Source organism: Actinobaculum massiliense (assembly GCF_001457435.1).
In the GTDB taxonomy this organism is placed as follows: Bacteria; Actinomycetota; Actinomycetes; order Actinomycetales; family Actinomycetaceae; genus Actinobaculum; species Actinobaculum massiliense.
The window spans coordinates 1,096,299-1,117,559 of sequence record NZ_LN881717.1; the positions used below are offsets into that span (position 1 = coordinate 1,096,299).

The following is a 21,261-nucleotide window of genomic DNA, read 5'->3' on the forward strand; positions in this document are numbered from 1 at the left end:
GACGGAAATGACGCCGGGCGATCAGTCCGAGGTTTATAACCACGGAGACATCCTCAATGTAGACCTCCAGCGCGAAATGGAGACCTCCTACCTCGATTACGCAATGTCCGTAATCGTGGGTCGCGCTCTGCCGGATGTGCGCGACGGCCTCAAGCCCGTGCATCGCCGGGTTATCTACGCCATGTACGACGGCGGCTACCTCCCGGATTCAAGTTTCTCGAAGTCCGCGAAGATCGTGGGCGATGTGATGGGCCACTACCATCCCCACGGTGACGCGGCGATTTATGACACCATGGTTCGCCTCGCTCAGCCGTGGTCGATGCGCTACCCGCTGGTTGCCGGCCAAGGAAACTTCGGAACTCCGGGTGACCTCGGCGCCGCCGCACCGCGTTACACCGAGGCCCGCATGGCACCGCTGGCCCTGGAAATGGTGCGCGATATTAAAGAAGACACTGTCGATTTTATGGAGAACTACGACGGTTCTATTATGGAGCCGGTGGTTTTGCCCGCGCGCTTCCCGAATCTTCTGGTCAACGGTTCCGAGGGTATTGCGGTGGGTATGGCAACCCGCATTCCGCCGCACAACCTGCGCGAAATTAACGACGGCGTGCAGTGGTACCTGCAGCATCCGGACGCCACCCGTGAAGAGCTTCTGGGCGAGCTTATGCTCCGCATTAAGGGCCCGGATTTCCCCACCGGTGCGCAAATCCTCGGCACGCGTGGAATTGAAGAGGCCTACCGCACCGGGCGCGGATCGATCACCATGCGCGCGGTGGTGGAGGTCGAAGAAATTCATGGCCGCACCTGCCTGGTCATTAGCGATCTGCCCTACCAGGTGAATCCCGATCGTCTGCTCGACCGCATGGTGGAAGCAATTAAGGACGGCCGCATCAGCGGCGTCGCCGATATTCGCGACGAGACTTCCGGACGCGCCGGACAGCGCATCGTCGTCGTCTTGAAACGCGACGCGGTGGCGAAGGTTGTGCTCAATAATCTCTACAAGCACACGCAGCTACAGACGAACTTCCCCGCGAATATGCTCGCCCTGGTGGACGGGGTTCCACGCACGCTTTCGCTGGACGGCTTTGTGCGCCACTGGGTCACGCATCAGGTTGAGGTTATTAAGCGGCGCACGCAGTACCGCCTCAACGAAGCGCTCAAGCGCATGCATATTTTGGAGGGCTACCTCAAGGCACTCGACGCGTTGGACGAGGTCATTCAGCTCATCCGATCTTCGGCGACGGTCGATATTGCGCGCACGGCGTTGATGGACTTCCTAGATATCGACGAGGCGCAGGCCAACGCGATTCTGGAGATGCAGTTGCGCCGCCTGGCCGCTCTGGAACGGCAAAAGATTACCGACGAATACAACGAAAAGAAGCGTCTGGTGGCTGATTACCGCGACATCCTCGGTAGCGATGCGCGCCAGCGCACGATCATTAGCGAAGAGCTGCAGACCATCGTCGATAAGTACGGCGATGATCGGCGCACGCAAATTCTCCCCTACGACGGTGACGTTTCCGTCGAAGATCTCATTCCGGAAGAAGACGTGGTGGTGACGATTACTCGTTCGGGCTACGCCAAGCGCACCAAGGTTTCCGAATATCGCTCCCAGCATCGGGGCGGAAAGGGAATCAAAGGCGCCTCGCTACGCGAAGACGATATCGTGGAGCATTTCGGCGTGGGGTCGACCCACGATTGGCATTTGTTCTTCACGAACTTTGGCCGTGTTTACCGCGTGAAGGGATACGAAATTCCCGAGGGCGGGCGCGACGCGAAGGGCCAGCATGTGGCGAATTTGCTTGCATTCGAGCCAGGTGAAGAAATTGCCGCGGTGCGTTCAATTCCGAACTACGACATCACGGATTACATCGTGATCGCCACCAAGAGCGGCCTGGTGAAGAAGACGCGCCTGGCGGATTACGATTCGCCGCGTTCTTCGGGGCTGATCGCGATCAAGTTGCGCGAAATCGCCGAGGGCGAGCCGGATGAAGTGGTGGCCGTATCCTTCGTGAACGACGGCGACGATCTGTTCCTGGTGTCCAAGAAGGGCATGAGTCTTCGGTTCACGGTAACGCCGGAGAGCTTGCGCCCAATGGGGCGGGCGACGAGCGGCGTCATGGGAATGCGTTTCCGCGAGGGTGACTATCTGCTGGCCATGGATTCGGTGCGGCCGGATTCGGACGTGTTCACCGTGACTTCGGGTGGTTTTGCCAAGCGCACGCCTGTCGAGGAGTATCGCGTTCAGGGCCGCGGCGGTTTGGGAATCAAGATCGCAAATCTGCCCGAAGGCCGCGGAGACCTGGTCGATGCGCTGGTGACGCAGGGCAGCGAAGAAGTGCTGGTGATTATGGAATCCGGCAAGGTGATGCGCACTAACGTCACCGAGGTTTCCACTACCGGGCGCAATACCCAGGGCGTGACGTTTGTGCGGCCCGAGGCCGGAGATTCGATTATCGCTTTGGCGCGTAACGTTGAGGCGGAGATCGACGACGAGGTGGAAGTCGACGACGAGGTGGAAGAGTCCGGAGCGGAGACCGGTACGGGGTCGGAAGCTGACGACTCTACGACTCAGGAATAAGACAGCGATTGCTAGCGCGCGGTACGCTCTAGTATCGAGAAAGAAATTTTGGGAAAGGCCGATCCTTGTTCGGCGGTATAAACGGGGAGAATGATGAGCGAAAAATCCCAGGCGGACGGTAAGACGCCGCCGACGGTCCCTCCTGCGGCACGGCAGGAACAAGGAACGCGCTCCGAAACACGTAGCGCGGTGCGGCTGACGGGCACCGGCCCCAACGGTGGGTCCTACCGGACGGTTTCCGGGGGAACCAAGGCGAGGAGCAGCCACCACGAGAGTGGTGAACATAGTTCACGGCGAAGTGCAGAGGCGCCGTCGCAGACGGTTGGAATCCGCAGGATTCGCATGACGATCTCTAAGATCGATCCGCTCTCCTCGATGAAGTTGGGATTCCTGCTTTCCTTCGCCTTCGGCCTTATCCTGGTGATCGCCATGGCGTTGATCTGGTTCGTTCTGGATGGAATGTACGTGTGGTCCTCGCTCAACGATTTCCTTCTCACCCTGAACTCGAAGGATCTCTTGGAGCTAGCGCAATACCTGCAGTTTGGGCGCTGGATGAGCTTTGCCGTAATTGTGGCGATCATTGACATCGCCTTGCTAACGGCGCTTTCCGCCATTGGCGCCGTTATCTATAACGTCTGCGCATCGCTCGTCGGCGGGGTTCGCCTCACCGTTACCGATGAGTAGACTCTTCCGTCGGTGGCGAGGCGCCGGAATCAGTAGCTAGGCGCTACAGCCGGCGCCGCAGCCGGGGAGGAAATCGAATAAACAAAAATAGCGCGGATCGAAGATGTTAGCGAGCGCACGTTCTCAGATGTTGGGGAAAGCTCGTTCTTGATATAAACTGATTCGGTCCACAAGGGCGTATAGCTCAGTTGGTTAGAGCGCAGTCCTGATAAGACTGAGGTCGATGGTTCGAGCCCATCTACGCCCACGAAAGTGAGGAGGGGAAATGAAAAGGTTTCTCCTCTTTTCTTTTGCTCTCGTTGGTGGATACTGCGTTTTCCTGGAATTTCAGAAGCGAACGCAACATCTGGCCCACTGGCACGAAGTTCGGGATCCGAGTTAAGGCGAAACGGCTCTTCGGCTAGTATTGAGAGAAATAAAAGGGGCTATAGCGCAGTTGGTAGCGCACCTGCTTTGCAAGCAGGGGGTCGCGGGTTCGAATCCCGCTAGCTCCACCACTTAGACGCTCATTTGACACAAAATGGGCGTCTTTTTGCGTTAGTGAGCCTCAGTGTCGCGAATCGGTAAATCTCCCTTCTTTTCCTCTTTGTGCAACGAGGACGTTTCATTTTCGAATTGCCACTGATCTGGGCGGGGAATACGGCGAAACTCACCAGTAAAAGCCAAGGCTAGGGCGCCAATAAACATGAGCACGATGAATGAAGAGACTGTTGGAAAATAGTCTGCAGCGTCCAGTCCGAATCCTGCTATAAAAGGCGCAAACGGGGTGAGTATGGCGTTGAGTAAGCCGCTGGTCGCGCTAATCATGCCTATCTTCGCATCGGGTATTTGAGAAATCGCCCATCCGGATGCGGCTGAGTTAAAGATAGGCAAAGCTATTGCCGAAACGGCCAGGATGGTAAAAATAGCGATAAAATCGTCCGCCACCGCAAGGAGCGCAAGGACAGCGCACATCACTCCGGTAGAAATAATGGCGACGGCGCCGGTGGGAAACCTTTTGGCGATTGGCGCGGCAACGATGGATCCGGCAATCATGCCAGAGGCGAGAGCGGTGGGAAGCAGGCCAATTCTGGCAGAGTTTTCTCCAACGGCGGCAAAATGGAGGACAATAGTTTGTACGGCGCCGCTCATGGCAAAGGACATGACCGCGGCAATGATAAGGACGGTCGTGATTGTTCGCCGTCGTGCCAGCCAGGAAAAACCGGCCCTAACCTGCGTGAGGGGTGACGGGAGTGTTTCGTCCTCGCCCCGAGGGCGGAGATTAGCTCTTAGGGTACGCATCGCGAAAAGGGCGAGGAAATGCCCAACCGCACGAGCGGCAAAAGGTGCCCAGAGGCTGAGTGCCACAAGGAACCCTCCCGTCGGACCGGAGACGAGCTGAATTGTGCCGTCGCGTGCTTGATTGGCGGCTAGTGCCTGAGGAAGCTGTGCCGCGGGAACAAGCTGCCGGAGCGCCGGGGTGGAAACCGCCCCAAAGAGTCCGTCCCGTATTCCCGCCAGTACGCCGAGGCCGGTCAGGGTTAAAGCGTTAAGAAAATCCACGAAAAAGAGCACAATACCTACACACCAGATAAGCACTCCGCATCCGTGGCCAATTATGAGTAGTTTTCTCCGATCGTATCGGTCTGCTATCACTCCACCCGGGATCATGCTGAGAACGCGAGCCAGTGCGGTAGTACCCGCAATTGCACCAGAGAGGGTGAGAGATCCAGTAACGGATAGGGCGATCAGGGGCATAGCGAAGCTAAGTACCGCGGCTCCACCATCTGCGACGACGTCGGAAATAAACCATCTGACGTAATCGCTATTAGCACGCAAGGGGACCAGGGCTTTGTCCGAGCTACTTGTATCCATGCTCCGTACCTTACGCGCGCAATTTCTATTGCGCAAATAAAATTGCGCAATAGGTTTGCTAATATTTCACCATGGCCAAAGATCCTTCCCTCACTCTCAAAGCCATTGCAAATCCCGTGCGGATGCAGATTTTGCATGAGCTTGGTTTTCGAGACGGGCGGGCGCGGGTGACCGATATTGCGGATGCGCTCGGACTCGCGCCGAACTCGGTTTCCTATCATCTGCGTGAACTTGCTAAAGCGAATGTTGTGGAGAAGGTAGATACCCCGGAAGGGCGCGACGCGAGAGAAACTTGGTATGCGATTCCAGAAAAGGGAATTGCGCTCGATTTCGATAACAACGAAACAAGCTCTCCGCTACCCCCGCTGGTCGATTCGCTCTACGATGCGATGGCAAATTCCGCGGTCGTTGCTCGATACCGGCGCGCCGCCATTGAGGCTGAGGACGTTTCTAACGAACGTCTTATTGGCAGTACGCAGGTCCTGCGCTTGACGTCTGAGCAGCAGGAGACTTTTTATTCTTCGATCCGTGCACTCATTGACCAAGTACGACGCGATACGGAAAAAAACCAAGACGACCTTCGTACGGGAAAAGTTCCTGTAGATGAAACAGAACAGGTGTACTTCAATCTTGATGTTTTCCCAGTGATATCCCGCTAGTTTTGTTAACTTCGACCTGGGTGGCGGTACTCGTTCCGCAAAGGAGCGACAAAAGAACGGGATGGCTGAAGGAACGTGGCTGAATGCCATAATGTTCATATGATTCAGCAGAAACTCGTGCATCCGGATGGAACCCCGCCGCGGGTCGTCGTCGTCGACGATGAAGTATCGCTTGCAGATCTGCTTTCCTCGGCGCTCCGTTACGAGGGATGGGAGGTATCGACGGCGCACGATGGCTTTTCTGCCGTTCAGCTAATTCGGCGCGTTAAGCCCGATGTGATCGTGCTTGACGTTATGCTCCCGGATCTCGATGGATATGAGGTACTCAAAAGAGCGCGCCAGACTCTGCCAGATGTGCCGGTTTTGTTTCTTACCGCCAAGGATACGGTGGAAGATCGGGTGAAGGGTTTCAATGCAGGAGGGGACGACTACGTTGTCAAACCGTTCTCGCTCGAGGAAGTCGTTGTTCGGTTGCGGGCTCTTATGCGTCGATCCGGTTTGGCCGAACCTGAGTCGGACCACATTCTGCATGTAGGGGACTTGGTCCTTGATCGTGATACTCACGAAGTCACGCGCGCAGGAAAGCGAATTGATCTCACCTCAACCGAATTCAAACTCTTGGCGTATCTGATGGAAAACGAACGCAAAGTCCTAGCTAAAACGCAAATTCTTGATCGCGTGTGGGGTTATGACTTCGGCGGGAAAGTGAACATTGTTGAGCTTTATATTTCGTATTTGCGCCGAAAAATAGACTCTGGACGGGAACCCATGATCCACACCGTTCGTGGTGCTGGCTACATGCTCAGCCCCGGGAAGAAATAAGGATGTCATGAGACGACACCGGCCCTTATTGCTACGGCAAAAGATAATTCTTTTGACCGTATTGCTGTCTGCCATTGCTATTTTTGTAAACACTGTTATTTCTATTGGTGCGATCAAAGCGTCGCTTTACAGGCAGGTCGACGGGGAGTTGCGGACGGTGTCAGAGCGAATGCTCCTGCCCGGGCCACCGAGTGTAGAATCCGGAGTTTTTCCTGGCGATAAAGCCGAACCCCGAGATCAAGTAACGGGCGACGGAGGAACCCAAAATGGGTCGGGTGGAAATTCCGGAGCGCCAAGTGAACGAGATCAGGGAAACGAAGCTGTGCCGAGTGACCAGACCGAACTCGGTATTGAACGACCTGGACAGAGGATTGGGACACTCGAATATCATCGCGTTAACGACGAAGTGAACGCCGCTTACATTAGTGCGGATTTCGAGGTTGTCCCCCTCACCGTCGAGCAGGCCGAAGTGCTTCGACATGCTGAGGGCAACGGGGCTCCACAAAACGTTGACATTCCCGGTCTAGGCTCATACCGAGTTTTAGTGAGTGAAGATAGTCCCGGCGATCATCCGGGAGCAAACCCGGCCTCCAAGGACTCCAGCTTGGGGAACCGAGCATCGCGGAACGTGGCAATGGTTGGCCTTCCACTTTCTTCGCTTGTTGCTACGCAGCGGCTCTTTATGGCGGTGCATCTTCTCACCGGCGGAATCGCACTTCTTGTGGTGGGAGCCTTGGGTGCCTGGCTCGTTCGCCGCGCTCTTCGGCCTCTGAGAGATGTGGCCCAAACCGCGAAGGCGGTATCGGAAATTCCGCTTGATTCGGGCGACGTCGTTCTTCATGAAAGGGTCGCCTACGATGACCCTCGGACAGAAGTTGGGGCGGTTGGGGCGGCAATTAACGCGATGCTCGGCCATGTTGAGAATTCGCTTTCCGCTCGAAATGAGTCTGAGAAGCTAACCCGCCAATTCGTTGCGGACGCGTCGCACGAATTACGAAATCCGCTCGCGGCTATCTCGGGTTACACGGAACTTATTCGCTCACACCACGATTTTAAAGATCCGGAGATTTCACATGCGTTAGAAAGGATTTCCGACGAATCCGAGCGCATGAAGGATTTGGTTGAAGACCTGCTTCTGTTGGCCCGCCTCGATGCGGGAAGGGAAATAGAAAAGATTCCGGTAGATGTGGTGCTTCTGGCCGTCGAGGCTATCCAGGATGCTCACGTTGCCGGTCCGGATCATGAATGGGAGTTCGAGGTCGCACCTCCGCAAAAGGAAGTTTCCGGGGAGGATGAACTCCGTGAAGATTCAGCCGGAGAAGATGTGATTAGGGAGGATGAGTTCCAGTCGATCATCGTGCATGCGGATAAGGACCGGCTTTACCAGGCACTACTGAATCTTCTTACCAATGCCCGAGTACACACCCCCAGCGGAACACGAGTGAAGCTCACCGTCGCATCTGACGATCATTCCGCGTTTTTATCGGTCGCCGACGACGGTCCGGGAATCGATCCAAAAATAGCAGCCTCTGTTTTCAGTCGATTTTCAAGGGGGGACCAATCGCGTAGCCGCACGTCCGGATCGACAGGTCTTGGTCTCTCTATTGCAAAATCGGTGGTTGAGGCTCACGGAGGAACGTTAACGTTCCAGTCACCCACTAATAGAGAGCACGGAACAGTGTTCACGATCCGACTACCCTTGGCGGAAGCGGGAAATTCTTCCCTGGCCAAAAAGTAGCCGGATCGTGCGAATAGACGGATCGTGCGAATCAAACCTGTAGTGTGTTTTCAGATGTCGATTCCGGATTTCCTAGACGTTCGAACTTATTGCGTCACTACTCGTAGCGCCGCCTCCTGAAGACTGGCCGCCTCCCGAAGTCTGGCCGCCTCCGAAAGCGGGGCGAGTCTCGTCCTCGTTGGCCCCGCCGGGTCGGGTATTTCCTCCCATTTCGGGACGTCCTCCCATTCCCGGGTTTCCCATTCCGTTCGATTCATTCGCGACGACGTCGCCACTTTCTGAACCGTTGACCAAGACCGAATACGTTTGCCCGCTTTCGACGTTCGACGTCGAGAAAACAACACTTTGGACTGCTTTTTCGGGAACGTAGGTGGCGAGGATATTTCCGCTTGCGTCGGTTAATTCGACCTTGTCACCGGCCGAAGCATTCACGAATGCTGCGACCCATCCCTGTGCGGACGAAGAATCTGGCGTTTCCGCCATTCCCGCCGACCCGCCAGCGAGGAGTGTTCCACCCGTAATATCAAAGCTCCCATTGATGTCTAACGCGCCGTTTCCTCCGTTCGTCGGGCCGTGAACCGTCACGCTGCCACCTGTCAACGTGACGTCACCGTTTGAATCGAGTCCGTCACCTTCGGCATTAATCAGGATCTCCCCGTCCATGATGGTGAGTTCGGCTCCTTCTGTCACTGCGAACATGTCCCCACCACCGGGGCCGCCGGCTTGGGAGCCGTCGCCGCCGGCAATATTGATACCGTCGTCGGTGGATACGATCGAGTAACTACCGCCGTCAATTGTCATGTTCAGGGCTTCAAGCCCCTCGTATGATTCGGTAATTGTCACGCTGGAAGATAGAACCATATTCGCATCTGCGTGCATGGCGTCGTCAGCGCTGGAAATTGTGGTATCTGCACCGCTAGCAATGATGAACTGTGCGTTGATTCCGTCTTCTCCACTCGACGAAAGATTTTGAGTGCCGCCCATAAGGGCAACATAGCCAACCGTTTCGTTATCAGAATTGTCAGATTTGAGCGCGTGACCAGCGGCATCGACGCTAATGTCTGCCCCGCTCACCCACAGATAATCCTTTCCCCGAATACCATCATCCACCGCGGTAACGGTGATGGTGCCGGAATCGATGACGAGCCCGTCCTTGGAGACAATTCCGTCGTTATTATTTCCGGTGACTTCCAGAGCTCCGTTCCCGGTGATGGACAGATCGGATGAGGACCAGAGGGTCGAATTCGCTTCGTCTTCACCCCCTCCGTACGAAGATCCGTCACTGAGTGTATTGGACGTCCCATCAGCCAGACGAATTGTTACCTCATCGGCGCTCTGGACGGCGAGTGCAGCGCCATTTTCTGAATTGATATGTGCATCGCTCAGGATAATTGCGACTTTTTCTTCATCGGGCGCCGCGATCACGACCTCGCCCTCGATAGTTCCGCTTAATCTGTACGTCCCGCCGGCAGTGATAGTGACGACGCCGTCGTTCGTAGAAACCGCTGAACTATCGGAGGAAGCCGTCGTGCCGTCGAGAATAACGTCAACGGCGGAGGCTTGATCTACCTCATCTACGGAGTGCGCTTCCTTTTTCGAGGCCAGCTCTTCTGCTACGGCCCCCGCCGTCGACGATTCCGCCGTTTTTTCTTCCGCTGAATCTGTGGCTATTCCAGTATTTTGCAAGTTTTCAGAGTCGGCAGCGTTCCCTGATGCGCATGACGAGAACGCAAAAGTCATGGCCACGGCTACGAGGGATATGAATATTTTTTTCATCGAAGTCTCCTTACGATTTTCGACATAACAAAGATGATTAGCGCCGTTTAGTTTCTGCAGCGGGGGAGGGCCAATACGGCTGCACTATTGATGAGTTGGACCGGGTAGATCAGGTCAGTTTTCGACCTTTTGCAAAATGGGCGGATTTTTCGCATGGTGCGCCGCCACTTTCCGGGATCGAGAAAGGGATGAGTTTCCGCAAGCCCAATGCCATATTTGGAAAATTTGGCGGATCGATATCCACTGGCCCAGAGAACTCGATCAAGGGTTGTGGGATGGGGACCCGATTTCGTCTCAATGATTGCCAGCGACGGAAAAGAAACACGCCCGAACCGTGACGTGCAGACGAGATCCACATCAATTGTCACTCTCGATCCTTCCGTGAATTTTTCAGTGCGAGATTGAAGGGCAGTAGAACCGAAAGCGTTCACAGCACACAATGATTCAGGCGACGGCGAGCACGGCCCCCCAGAAGGACGGGACGGAAAATAGAGAGTGCTTCGCCGATACCGGGTTTCGAGAGTTGGGTGGAGCTGCCCGACAAAGCTTGGAACAATCGAAGAATCCGCCAAAGTTTTTTCTACGAATATGCGGTGGGTCGGGTCGAAGAGATCGAATCCTGCGTCCCTCCTTTTTCCATAAACTGCGGATAAGACATCGGCTTCTGACCGCGCCCAGGCGGTGTTCAGGGCGAGTCGGTTCTTCACGTTTGTCCCGCGCGAACCGCGCGTCTTGACTTCCAGAAACCTCTGGTTTGAATCTGCGTAGGTGCGGGTACGTACTTTAAATCTGCGTCGCCGCTTTTGGCTACTGAGGAAGTAGGCGTCGAAAGCTGGCGTGTCAAAGTAGATAGAACTGTAGGAAAACTCGCGTTCACCATCGATCTCTAAGCACGAAACTCGCGGCGAAAAATTCGCGGATTCATCGATATGGGGAAGCTTGAGAGCGGAGAGAATACTGTCCAGATCCTCGCGCGCCACGAGATATTTGCGATCAACGCGCTGGAGGCGAGAGGCTTTCCGTTGCAATTCGTCGAGGCAGATAGGTGGTAGCGAATCGAGCGACATCAGGACGCTCCTCCCATTGCCGGTACCTGCGTTCTCTGCCGCAGCGATAGATCCGTCTTTTTTCTCTGTACCGAACGCACATCAATCAAGGTCGAGTCATTGATGAAATCCAAACGCCTGACCTTCACGTCAAGAATTTCCTCACCGAGAATCTCCTCGATTTGTTCACGTAGCACCAGCGGATTGCTGACTGCGTGATCGAGCACGAGGGTGCGTTGTACGACGTCGCGTAAACGTGAAAGGTAATCGACACACGCGACGACGAGTACGATTACCGCCATCATCGGGATAGCCATAGCGGGTGTGGTGCTCAATCCGCCCAGCAAGCCCAATGTCAGAGACGTGAAGTAATACGCGATTTCCCGGTGACTCATCTCTTCTGAACGCAACCGGATGATCGACAAAACTCCGAAAAGCCCCAGACCAACTCCAGCTCCTATCGATGCGGAATTTGCCAGCACGGCAGATACAGCGAAGACTCCCAAGTTCACGGCAACGAAGGCCATCGCCATGTCCGTGCGTCGATGGAGCGGAAGATACGCTCCGCATAGAAGCAGAACCATCGCGATGATATCCGCGCCGGCGAGTACAAGTAGCATGAGTGCCTCCTTGGGTAGCATCGCGAAAATTTCTCGGAATCTTCGCGATATGTGTTTCGTTGACACTCTCTATTTGACTCATGGCCGCTATGCGACCCCTGTGTAGGAAGCTATGAGTTTGCTATGAATTGCTCCGCCGCGATAATTCCGCGCTTTTGCCCGCGTGAAGATTCCGCGGTTTCTTCTCGCTCTTCGGCGCGGGCTACCGCCGTCTGGGAGCGGTAAATTTGAGCCTGAAGAAATGAGCGGGCGAAAATTCCAACGGATTTATCGCCCGAGTTTGATTTCAAGCTGCGCGGTCGCATAACCGCTTCGAAGGAGTTACCCATGCCAGCTACAACGGCGTCGTCCACCTCACTCGTGGTCACCGATGTTTTCAAGGAATTACCAATTGCAAAAGAAGCGACGACTTCACGGGTTTTGGTGAACAACGACGTTCTCCGGCACGTCACGTTTTCCATGGATGCGGGGCAGGTTCTCACCGAGCACGCCTCCGCCCGCGCGGTTATCGTCAATATTTTGCGTGGAAAGATGCGTTTCGTTGTGGCTGGGCAAACCTACGAGGTGTCCGACGGCGACGTTATTTACCTCGCGCCCGGTGAGCGGCACGCGGTCGAGGCGATTGAGCCGACGTACATGTCCCTAACCCTGGTCGTCGTCGGCCAAAACGGGAACTAGCGAAATCGGCAAAAAACAGGGGTTTTTAAACATGGCGGAGCGGAGTGACGGCGAGGCGCAGGCACGCGGAATGCGGCAGGGGCCCGAGGAAAATCGGCTACAGGGGCACTGGCTGCTGGCGAAAATGGGCAAACGAGTTTTGCGACCCGGCGGTTTGGAGATGACTCAAACCTTGCTCGACCGGGCCGCGCTGGCGCCTGGCGAGATGGTGGTGGAGTTCGGCCCCGGCGTCGGGAAAACCGCCAGCCTCTTGCTGGTGAAGAATCCGCGACTTTATATCGGCGTGGACCCCAACCCCGAAGGCGCACCGGCTCTGACCGAGGTTCTCGGTCAGTTCCCCCAGGTCAGCACGCAAATGGTCCGAGCGGTAGCGAAGGAAACCGGATTGGAATCCGAAAGCGTCGATATGGTCATGGGCGAAGCGATGCTCACCATGATGAATCCGTCCGATAAATCCGCCACCGTGCGCGAAGCGGCGCGCATCCTCAAGCCCGGTGGGCGCTACGTCATCCACGAGATGGGACTGGTTCCCGACGACGTCGACCCGAAAATTGCGAGCGAAATTTTGAAGGAAATATCGCGCACCATCAAGGTGGGAGCGCGCCCGCTTACGCTTCCGGAATGGACGCAGGTGCTCGTCGATGCCGGCTTGGAAATCGAATACACGCATCGAAACCGCATGATGCTCCTCGAACCCAAACGCATTTTGGCCGATGAAGGCGTGCGCGGAGTGCTATGGATCCTCAAGAATATGGTTACAAATGCCGCTGGGCGTAAGCGCATGCTGGCGATGCGGGCGATGTTCCGCAAGCACGCGGACCATCTGTGCGGGATCGGAATTATCGCGCGCAAACCCAGATAAAACTTCGGCGAGGAGAACGAGAGAGCTGGCTTGGTTTTTGCCGGCCTGCGTCGATTCTCCTCGCCGAAGCGTTGGTTGCGGGTTTAGGTTTTCGCCGAAGCGCTAGTTCCGCGGCTCAGCCCTCGCCGAAGCGCTAGCCCCGAAAATACGTCACGGCGGAACCGAAAATCTGCATATCGTAATCACCCGGCACGTTCTGGTAGGTGCCGGCAGAGAATCGCTCCGCGTGGCCCATCTTCCCGAAAACCCGTCCGCAGTCGGAGACCATTCCCTCGATGGCATGCAGGGAATTGTTCGGGTTGAATTCGATGTCCGCCGTCGGCCTCCCCTCAAAATCAACGTACTGGGTGGCGACGTTCTTCGCAGCCACCCGCCCCACAACGCGACCCTCACCGTGCGAAATCGGCACCTGGTAAATCCCGCCTAGCTGGGCTTTCTGCAACCAGGGACTACTGGTGTTGCAGACGCGCACGTTCACGATTCCGGATTGATGGCGCTGAATCTGGTTATGGGTGAGCGTGGGCATATCCGCGCGGGGCTCCATGATTTTTCCGTACGGCAGCAAACCGAGTTTGATCAGGGCCTGGAAACCGTTGCAGATTCCGCCGATAAGGCCTTGGCGCACCTCGAGGAGCTGGGTTATCTCGCTTGCGATCTGCTGGTTACGGAGGAAGGAGGTGATAAATTTCGCGGAACCATCGGGTTCATCGCCGCCCGAAAAACCGCCCGGAAGGAAGAGAATTTCGGAGGAAGCGAGACGGGTCGCAAAGCCGCGGATGCTCTCCTCAATATCCTCAACGGTGAGGTTCTTGACCACGAATACATCGGCCGTAGCGCCGGCAGCTTCCCACGCCCGAGCGGTATCGAATTCGCAGTTCGTGCCCGGGAAAACGGGGATGAGCACGCGCGGGCGCGAAACGGCGGGGCCGGTATAAAGTTGCGCCACCTGCCGGTTGCGATACGCGGTGTAGGTAGCGCGCGCCTCGCCAGAACGGCCCTCTTCCTTGGCGTGCACGGGGTAGACGGGTTCGAGCTTCGCCTCGTAGCTTTGCTGGAGCGTTGCGATATCCACGCTCTGATTTCCCGCCCGCAGTGCGTGTTCTGCGACGACGACGCCGATCTCCCGCCCGGAAAGCAAATCGCTAGAAATGATCTCACACTCCGGGAAATCTTTGGGAACGGCGATCAAGAAACCACCGCAGATACGGTCGAAACCAGAGGCCGGATCAAAACTATCTGCGAACTGCACGCCCAGGCGATTGCCGAGCGACATCTTGAAAGCCGCTTCCATCACGCAAGACCCGGTAAGGGAATACGACGCGCTGACCTTGCCGGCGGCGATGAGTGCGGCGAGCTTGGCAAAGTAGCCCTTTGAGATTCCCTCGTGCTCGGGCGGGGCGATAAGAAAAATCCGCTCGTTTTTCTGCTTGAACTCCTGGGAGACGACGTTCCCCAGATTGGCGAGCGAAACGGCGAAGGAGACGAGCGTAGGGATAACCTCGATCTGTTCAAAAGTGCCGCTCATGGAGTCTTTTCCTCCAATCGCAGCCATTTCAAGATCCAGTTGCGCCTGGAACGCCCCCATAAGCGAGGCGAAGGGCAGACCCCATTTTTCTGGGTCGTCGCGCAAAGAGGGGAAATATTCCTGGAAGCTCAGATGCACCTGGTCGGGGGAGCCCCCGGTCCCTACCACTTTCGCTACGGAATCAATAACGGCTTCGTAGGCGCCGCGATAGGGATCAATGCGGCTCACAGCCGGGTTGAAGCCGTATGCCATCACCGAGCAGGTGCTTGTTTCCAAGCCGGGGACGGGAAGCTTATGGACCATTGCCTGAGTTGGCGTTTTCTGGAATTTCCCGCCCAGCGGCATAAGCACCGTACCCGACCCGATAGTGGAGTCAAACCGCTGAATGAGCCCCTCTTTCGAGCAGTGATTAAGGTCTTGAACAAGCTCTGAAAGCCGCGTGCGCCAGTTGGAGACCCCCACATTCGCGGAATTATCGAAAGCGGCGGAATTATCGTTCACGCGAACCTTCGCCCGCTTGGGCGCCCCGTTCGTGTCGAGGAAGGTGCGGTCAATGCGCACCGCCTCCTGGCCCAGGTAAGTCATTTTCAGTACGGGCTCTTGCGTTACCTTGGCGACGACGGCGTAGCGCAGGTTTTCCTCCCGGCAGTACCGGGCGAGATCCGCCAAATCATCCGGGGCAATGACCAGTGCCATGCGCTCTTGAGATTCACTCACCGCCACTTCGGTGGCGTTCAAACCCGCGTACTTCTTGTAGACGGCGTCGAGGTTAATATCTAGGCCGGGCGCCAACTCTCCCACGGCAACGCAGACCCCACCGGCTCCAAAATCATTACATTTCTTGACCAGTCGCGTGACTTCGGGGCGGCGGAAAAGCCGCTGAAGTTTGCGCTCTTCCGGTGCGTTTCCTTTTTGCACCTGAGCGCCACACTCATCGACGGATTCGAGCTTATGGGCTTGGGAAGATCCGGTTGCGCCGCCAATGCCGTCGCGCCCGGTGGCGCCACCAATCAATACCACCAGATCTCCGGGAGCCGGTTGCTCGCGCTTGATATCCGCGTGCCTTACCGCGCCGAGGACGGCTCCGATTTCCAGCCTTTTTGCTACGTAAGAAGGATCGTAGACCTCGTCAATAAACGATGTAGCCAGGCCGATTTGGTTGCCGTAGGAAGAATATCCTTGGGCAGCGGTGGTGACGATCTTACGCTGCGGAAGCTTGCCGGGAAGCGTGGCGGTGAGCGGAGTGAGGGGGTTGCCGGCGCCGGTGACGCGCATGGCCGCGTAGACGTAGGAGCGGCCGGAAAGCGGATCGCGAATCGCGCCGCCAATGCAGGTAGCGGCACCGCCAAAAGGCTCGATCTCGGTGGGGTGGTTATGGGTTTCGTTCTTGAAAAGCAAAAGCCACTCTTCATCGCGGCCCGCCACGTCTACCGTCACCTTAATAGTGCAGGCGTTAATTTCGTCGGATTCATCGAGTTGCTGAAGTTTGCCGTCCTGGCGGAGTTTCTTCATGGCCAAGGTCGCCATACTCATCAGTGTGACCGGGCGCTCCGGGTGGATTTCGTTCTTAATCCGCAGATAGGTGGAGTAGGTGTCCTGCACGCGCGGATCGGAAATCTCCACGTCTTCCAGAGAGGTGTTAAAAGTCGTGTGCCGGCAGTGGTCGGACCAGTAGGTGTCAATAACCTTTAGTTCGGTTTCCGTAGGTTGGCGCTCCTGGCTCTGGAAATAGGCCTGCACGAGCTGCAGGTCTTCCAGATCCATGGCGCAGGAATTATCGTCCAAATACTTTTGCAGGCGGGCAACGTCAAAGGAATTGAATCCTTCGACGCTTGCCACGGGTTCGGGGGAGGCGAAGTTCCGCTGCAGGCTTGCTGGGATCTGCAAGCTCACCTCTTGGGAATCCACCGGGTTGAGCAGGTACTTCTTAATCTGCGCAACTTCTTCGATGCTGAGGTCTCCGATCAGAACATAGACGCAGGCGTAGTTGACCAGCGGCTTGTCTACTTGCGAAAGCATCTGGATACAAACCGCGGCCGAATCGGCGCGTTGATCGTACTGGCCGGGAAGGTAGCTAATAGCAAATGCGGTAGATCCGGCGGGCACCTCAAGTTCGGTGAAGAAATCGTCGAGTGGCGGCTGCGCGAATATATTGGTGACGGCGGAGTCAAAAACTTCCTTGCTCACCCCCTCGACGTCGTAACGGTTGATAATGCGCAGATCACGCAAGCCGGGAACACCGAGCGCATCCCTCAGCTCTTGCGCCAACGAAGCCGCGCAAGGATTGGTTGCGGGTTTTGCCTCTACAAAGATGCGGTGGATCATTTTCCTGCCTTAATCTCGAGTGCCTGGGCACCAATATCTGTACGGAAGTGTCTGTGAGGGAAGTGGATTTCTTTCACGTTCTCGTAAGCGGCGGCAACCGCTTCTTCGAGGGTCTGGCCGAAGCCGAGCACATTGAGCACCCGTCCGCCCGCGCTGATGAGCTCGCCCGCTGCAGTGCGTGCCACCCCAGCGAAAACCAGGTATGGAGCCACTCTCGCGGAGTAGGTAATCTTGGCGCCTTTGCGGGGGTGCTCCGGGTATCCAGCGGCGGCCATCACCACGCAGGCGGCAGCGCGATCCTCAAACTCAACGGGTACCGTCTCGAGTTCTCCGGCCGCCACCGCCTGAAAAATCTCCAGCAGATTCCCCCGCAGAAGCGGTAGCACCACCTGCGTTTCGGGATCGCCGAATCGGGCATTGTATTCAATAACCTTCAACCCCGATGGCGTATTCATCAGGCCGAAATAAAGGCATCCGCGAAAATCAATGCCGTCCGAGCGCAAGCCGGCGAGAGTTGGTTCCATGATTTTTTCCCGGAACTCCCGTTCCACCTCGTCGCTAAAGACGGGATTCGGGGCGATCACACCCATCCCGCCCGTATTCGGACCGGCGCCGCCATCGAAAACACGCTTATGATCCATCGACGAAAGCAAGGGCTTGATTGTGTTGCCATCGCAGAAGCTCAGTACCGAAATTTCTGGCCCGGAGAGGAATTCTTCTAAAACCACTCGTGCCGAAGCATTTCCAAATTTGTGATCGAGCATGAAATTGCGAAGTGTTCGCTCGGCTTCGGCGGCGTCAGAAACGATCGAGACGCCCTTTCCGAGCGCCACCCCGTCCGCCTTAATAACGAGCGGATAGGCCGCCTGGCGCGCGTAGGCGAGCGCGGCATCGAAATCTTCGAAGCACTCGTAGGCGGCGGTGGGAATGCCGTGGCGAAGCATAAATTCTTTCGCGAAACTCTTCGAGCCTTCCAGCATCGCGCCGGCCTTCCGCGGCCCGAAGCAGGTGATTCCAGCATCTTCCAGGGCGTCCACCATCCCCAGAACTAGGGGATCGTCGGGGGTGACGACGCAAAAATCGATGTGCTCTGCCCGGCAGAAATTGAGCACCGCCGGGATATCCGTCGCGCTGATTTCCGGATGTATTTGCGCAAAATCGCTCATTGCCGCGTTACCGGGAAGAACGTGGAGTTCTAGCTTCGGATTAGCTTCCAGGAGCTTCGTGGCAATGGCGTATTCGCGCCCGCCGCTGCCGATAATGCCCAGTTTCATGCCAGCTTCTTTTCTCTCGATGGATGCGGTTTTTTGGAACGTGACGTGGGGTCGAGACCCGGTGAAGAGGCTCAGTGGTGGAAGAGGCGCAAACCGTTGCAGGCCATGACGATTCCGCGCGCATTACATTCGGCGATCACTCCGGCGTCGCGAATTGAACCCCCGGGTTGGGCTACGTAGGAAACGCCGCTGCGGGCGGCCCGCTGGATATTGTCCGCGAAGGGGAAGAACGCATCTGAGGTGAGGCTTACTCCCGAAATTTCCGCCAGATAGTTGGCCTTGTCCTGCGCCGTGAGCGGTGCGGGTTGGGCGGTGAAGTACTTTTCCCATACGCCCGGAGCGCACACATCCTCTTCGTTCTGATTGATGTAGCCGTCGATCACGTTATCGCGGTCGGCGCGGTGCAACTCTTCCTTGAAAGGAAGTGCGAGGACCTGCGGATGCTGGCGCAAGAACCAGGTATCGGCTTTACTGCCCGCCAGCCGGGTGCAGTGGATTCGCGACTGCTGGCCGGCCCCGACGCCGATGGCCTGCCCGTCGTAGGAGAAGCACACCGAGTTGGATTGCGTGTATTTCAAGGTGATCAAACCGAGCACCAGATCCAGTTGCGCCGATTCGGGAAGCTCCTTCTTTTCCGTGACTATGTTTTCCAGCAGGGAGGCGTCGATTTTGGCGTCGTTGCGTCCCTGATGGAAGCTAATGCCGAAAACGGTTTTTACTTCTTGTTCGGCGGGTCGATAATTTCGATCAATAGTGAGCACGGTGTACTTCCCGCCACGCTTAGTTTTCAGAATTTCGAGCGCTTCCGCATCGTATCCGGGGGCGATGATTCCGTCCGAAACTTCCCGTCGAATGAGCTTCGCCGTCGTCACATCACAAACATCGGAAAGCGCGATGAAATCACCAAAGGAGCAGAGGCGATCGGTGCCGCGAGCTCGAGCGTAGGCGCAGGCGAGCGGGGAACTATCCAGCTCCGGAATGTCGTCAACAAAAACGGCCTTTTTCAGCGCGGCCGGAAGCGGCTTACCGACCGCGGCGGACGTGGGCGAGACGTGCTTGAACGAGGCTGCGCAGGGCAGACCCGTGGCCTCCCGCAGTTCACTGACGAGCTGCCAAGAGTTCAAGGCGTCCAGCAAATTGATGTATCCCGGGCGGCCGTTTTCTACCGTCAGTGGCAGCTCGCTGCCATCAGCCATGTCGATGCTGGCGGGTTTCTGGTGCGGGTTATTGCCGTATTTCAGCTCGAGGGATTTCATTGCGACGCTCCTGGGTTCCTCTGTTCTTGTGGGTTTGGGTTTTGCTGGGTTCGGGATTTGCGAGGTTTCCGATTTTGCTACCTCTTGTTTCCGACTAGTCGCCGGTGTGCTTATTGAAAATCCGCACGGAACGCATCTTGAAAGTTTCCAAGTCCAAGACGCATTCGAGCAAAGAAATCTTGAATTCCGGATTGATCGCCTTCCAAATTTTCTCGCCCATGTTTTCCGTATACGCGAAAGCCACGGGTTCGCCGCTGAAACTCGGGAGCGGATCGCCATCATCGATATACGTGTGGATGCAGTGCCCGACGCCGGGAAGATAGGGGAACGTGTAGTCGAAATGCACGGAGGCCGTGCCGGCGGGTGAAGCGGCTTTAATGATGTTCAACTCGTATCCATCCGGCCCCGCCAGCAGAGAAATGCGCGGCGTAAAGTTCGGTGCGTCCGGCTCGCAGTCGCGGCTCAGTAGCGCGGCGCTCGCGGTAATGCCCGCCTCGAGTCCGGCGCAAATCGTGCTGGTCTGGTCCCCGTTCGTGAGTACGTGGGTGTCTTTATGCCGCCCGTACACCGGATAGATAATGAGGCTCGGATCCACGACCTTCTGCGCGTCGAACGCCTCGGTGCGGATAACCTCTCCGTCTTTTACAAAAACGCGATTTTGGCTGTTCGGGGAACGTCCCATAATGAAGTAAACAAGGGAAGCCGTCTGCCCGCGCTCGTCGACCGCCAGGGCCAAGGTACGGCCGGGGTAGGTTTTTCCGCCAAGATACTCGGTGATCGAAGATGGGGTCATTTCCGTGTTCTTTTCTCTCGTTTTCTGTTCGGGGTTGGGGTCGGTTTTATGTTCGACTTGGGGGCCTGCCGCGGCAGTTTTCGTAGCGGGAAAAAGTTGTTCGCCCGACGCCGTTATATCCGCGCAAAGTTCCTCAATTACGCGCGGGAAAATGACATGCTCGACTTCGTTGAGAACGCGCGCTTGCAGGGTCTCGGGAGTGTCATCCGGATATACCCGCACTGTTTCCTGGGCGAGGATTTCACCGCCGTCGCAAACATCGTTTACTAGATGCACTGTTGCTCCGGAAACCTTCACTCCCGCTTTCAGTGCCGCGCGATGGACTCGCAGGCCATAGTAGCCAGGCCCGGAAAAAGCTGGAATCAGCGCGGGATGAATATTGACCAGCGGGCAGGGGCAGTTCGAGATGAATTCCGCGCTGAGAATCTTCAAGAAGCCCGCCAAAACGACGAGCTGAATCCGCTGCTCTCGTAACAGACGGAGCAGGGCATCTTCGAAATTCGACCCGGAGGCGTATTCCGGGCCAGCGAGCACAGCCGTGGGTACCCCCGCAGTCCGCGCCCGGGTAATGCCGTAGGCTTGCGCCTTATTGCTTACGACCAGAACGGGATTGACGTGCGCAAGCGTTCCCGCAGCGACGCCGTCGAGAATCGCCTGAAGGTTGGTACCGCCCCCAGAAACCAGCACCGCAACTCGCGCCTTCGCTGTTGTCATGACCGGGATTTCCTCTCCGCTACCACGCCGGCGCCTTCCGCCGTTCTTGCCGCA

Annotated in this window: 15 protein-coding genes and 2 tRNA genes; 9 read left to right on the forward strand and 8 right to left on the reverse strand. The window is 56.6% G+C overall.

Features of this window, described 5'->3' with window-relative positions:
• The first annotated feature begins 7 nt into the window (after window positions 1-7).
• From gyrA to BN2664_RS06620, 4 genes are all read left to right on the forward strand, one after another.
• A complete protein-coding gene (gene gyrA, locus BN2664_RS06605) occupies window positions 8-2,581 on the forward strand; it encodes a DNA gyrase subunit A (RefSeq protein ID WP_007000979.1) in 2,574 nt (857 codons plus the stop codon).
• A 90-nt stretch (window positions 2,582-2,671) separates the two neighbouring features.
• Window positions 2,672-3,265, forward strand: a complete 594-nt coding sequence (locus tag BN2664_RS09190) for a DUF3566 domain-containing protein (RefSeq protein ID WP_155856466.1) — start codon at window positions 2,672-2,674, stop codon at window positions 3,263-3,265.
• A gap of 173 nt (window positions 3,266-3,438) precedes the next feature.
• Window positions 3,439-3,512 (forward strand) — tRNA-Ile (locus BN2664_RS06615).
• 174 nt (window positions 3,513-3,686) lie between these two features.
• Window positions 3,687-3,762, forward strand: a tRNA-Ala gene (locus BN2664_RS06620).
• A 40-nt stretch (window positions 3,763-3,802) separates the two neighbouring features.
• On the opposite strand, the gene BN2664_RS06625 is transcribed toward BN2664_RS06620, so the two are convergent.
• Window positions 3,803-5,119, reverse strand: a complete 1,317-nt coding sequence (locus tag BN2664_RS06625) for an MFS transporter (protein ID WP_007000976.1) — start codon at window positions 5,117-5,119, stop codon at window positions 3,803-3,805.
• Between the two features lie 71 nt (window positions 5,120-5,190).
• Between BN2664_RS06625 and BN2664_RS06630 the strand changes: the two genes are divergently transcribed.
• The 3 genes from BN2664_RS06630 (at window position 5,191) to BN2664_RS09030 (ending at window position 8,338) form a co-directional block, all read left to right on the forward strand.
• The gene (locus BN2664_RS06630; RefSeq protein ID WP_007000975.1) at window positions 5,191-5,778 is read left to right on the forward strand and encodes a helix-turn-helix domain-containing protein; all 588 of its coding nucleotides are present in this window, start codon (window positions 5,191-5,193) and stop codon (window positions 5,776-5,778) included.
• A gap of 99 nt (window positions 5,779-5,877) precedes the next feature.
• Window positions 5,878-6,600, forward strand: coding sequence for a response regulator transcription factor (locus tag BN2664_RS06635; RefSeq protein WP_007000974.1), 723 nt, complete (start codon window positions 5,878-5,880; stop codon window positions 6,598-6,600).
• Window positions 6,601-7,144: 544 nt separating this feature from the next.
• A complete protein-coding gene (locus tag BN2664_RS09030) occupies window positions 7,145-8,338 on the forward strand; it encodes a sensor histidine kinase (protein ID WP_162137563.1) in 1,194 nt (397 codons plus the stop codon).
• 72 nt (window positions 8,339-8,410) lie between these two features.
• On the opposite strand, the gene BN2664_RS06650 is transcribed toward BN2664_RS09030, so the two are convergent.
• Genes BN2664_RS06650 through BN2664_RS06655 form a run of 3 tightly spaced genes read right to left on the reverse strand, consistent with a single transcriptional unit; the run spans window position 8,411 to window position 11,780 of the window.
• The gene (locus BN2664_RS06650) at window positions 8,411-10,114 is read right to left on the reverse strand and encodes a carbohydrate-binding domain-containing protein (RefSeq protein WP_007000972.1); all 1,704 of its coding nucleotides are present in this window, start codon (window positions 10,112-10,114) and stop codon (window positions 8,411-8,413) included.
• A gap of 47 nt (window positions 10,115-10,161) precedes the next feature.
• Window positions 10,162-11,181, reverse strand: coding sequence for a VTC domain-containing protein (locus tag BN2664_RS09035; protein WP_007000971.1), 1,020 nt, complete (start codon window positions 11,179-11,181; stop codon window positions 10,162-10,164).
• Window positions 11,181-11,780: a DUF4956 domain-containing protein gene (locus BN2664_RS06655; RefSeq protein WP_007000970.1), complete on the reverse strand. Its 600-nt coding sequence runs from the start codon at window positions 11,778-11,780 to the stop codon at window positions 11,181-11,183. Before BN2664_RS06655 ends, BN2664_RS09035 begins: the two co-directional genes overlap by 1 nt.
• Before the next feature lie 327 nt (window positions 11,781-12,107).
• On the opposite strand from BN2664_RS06655, the gene BN2664_RS06665 reads away from it, so the two are divergent.
• Together BN2664_RS06665 and BN2664_RS06670 are read left to right on the forward strand one after the other, a co-directional pair.
• Window positions 12,108-12,458: a cupin domain-containing protein gene (locus tag BN2664_RS06665; RefSeq protein ID WP_007000969.1), complete on the forward strand. Its 351-nt coding sequence runs from the start codon at window positions 12,108-12,110 to the stop codon at window positions 12,456-12,458.
• A gap of 31 nt (window positions 12,459-12,489) precedes the next feature.
• A complete protein-coding gene (locus BN2664_RS06670; protein WP_007000968.1) occupies window positions 12,490-13,320 on the forward strand; it encodes a class I SAM-dependent methyltransferase in 831 nt (276 codons plus the stop codon).
• 133 nt (window positions 13,321-13,453) lie between these two features.
• On the opposite strand, the gene BN2664_RS06675 is transcribed toward BN2664_RS06670, so the two are convergent.
• From BN2664_RS06675 to purN, 4 genes are all read right to left on the reverse strand, one after another.
• Window positions 13,454-17,170, reverse strand: a complete 3,717-nt coding sequence (locus BN2664_RS06675; RefSeq protein ID WP_007000967.1) for a phosphoribosylformylglycinamidine synthase — start codon at window positions 17,168-17,170, stop codon at window positions 13,454-13,456.
• The gene (purD, locus tag BN2664_RS06680; protein WP_007000966.1) at window positions 17,167-18,444 is read right to left on the reverse strand and encodes a phosphoribosylamine--glycine ligase; all 1,278 of its coding nucleotides are present in this window, start codon (window positions 18,442-18,444) and stop codon (window positions 17,167-17,169) included. Before purD ends, BN2664_RS06675 begins: the two co-directional genes overlap by 4 nt.
• Window positions 18,445-18,515: 71 nt before the next feature.
• Window positions 18,516-19,700 (reverse strand): phosphoribosylaminoimidazolecarboxamide formyltransferase, encoded by a 1,185-nt coding sequence (locus BN2664_RS06685; protein ID WP_007000965.1) that lies wholly within the window; start codon window positions 19,698-19,700, stop codon window positions 18,516-18,518.
• Between the two features lie 94 nt (window positions 19,701-19,794).
• Window positions 19,795-21,207 carry a phosphoribosylglycinamide formyltransferase gene (gene purN, locus BN2664_RS09040; protein ID WP_007000964.1) on the reverse strand — a complete coding sequence of 471 codons (1,413 nt, stop codon included), beginning with the start codon at window positions 21,205-21,207 and terminating at the stop codon, window positions 19,795-19,797.
• Window positions 21,208-21,261: the final 54 nt, after the last annotated feature.

Excerpts from the sequence above, each read along its gene's own strand:
- BN2664_RS06635 (WP_007000974.1), top strand. The coding sequence starts at position 5,878 with ATGATTCAGCAGAAACTCGTGCATCCGGATGGAACCCCGCCGCGGGTC.
- gyrA (WP_007000979.1), top strand. The coding sequence starts at position 8 with ATGACGCCGGGCGATCAGTCCGAGGTTTATAACCACGGAGACATCCTC.
- BN2664_RS06670 (WP_007000968.1), top strand. The coding sequence starts at position 12,490 with ATGGCGGAGCGGAGTGACGGCGAGGCGCAGGCACGCGGAATGCGGCAG.
- BN2664_RS06675 (WP_007000967.1), bottom strand. The coding sequence starts at position 17,170 with ATGATCCACCGCATCTTTGTAGAGGCAAAACCCGCAACCAATCCTTGC.
- BN2664_RS06665 (WP_007000969.1), top strand. The coding sequence starts at position 12,108 with ATGCCAGCTACAACGGCGTCGTCCACCTCACTCGTGGTCACCGATGTT.
- BN2664_RS06630 (WP_007000975.1), top strand. The coding sequence starts at position 5,191 with ATGGCCAAAGATCCTTCCCTCACTCTCAAAGCCATTGCAAATCCCGTG.
- purD (WP_007000966.1), bottom strand. The coding sequence starts at position 18,444 with ATGAAACTGGGCATTATCGGCAGCGGCGGGCGCGAATACGCCATTGCC.
- BN2664_RS09035 (WP_007000971.1), bottom strand. The coding sequence starts at position 11,181 with ATGTCGCTCGATTCGCTACCACCTATCTGCCTCGACGAATTGCAACGG.
- purN (WP_007000964.1), bottom strand. The coding sequence starts at position 21,207 with ATGACAACAGCGAAGGCGCGAGTTGCGGTGCTGGTTTCTGGGGGCGGT.
- BN2664_RS06685 (WP_007000965.1), bottom strand. The coding sequence starts at position 19,700 with ATGAAATCCCTCGAGCTGAAATACGGCAATAACCCGCACCAGAAACCC.
- BN2664_RS09190 (WP_155856466.1), top strand. The coding sequence starts at position 2,672 with ATGATGAGCGAAAAATCCCAGGCGGACGGTAAGACGCCGCCGACGGTC.
- BN2664_RS06650 (WP_007000972.1), bottom strand. The coding sequence starts at position 10,114 with ATGAAAAAAATATTCATATCCCTCGTAGCCGTGGCCATGACTTTTGCG.
- BN2664_RS06655 (WP_007000970.1), bottom strand. The coding sequence starts at position 11,780 with ATGCTACTTGTACTCGCCGGCGCGGATATCATCGCGATGGTTCTGCTT.
- BN2664_RS06625 (WP_007000976.1), bottom strand. The coding sequence starts at position 5,119 with ATGGATACAAGTAGCTCGGACAAAGCCCTGGTCCCCTTGCGTGCTAAT.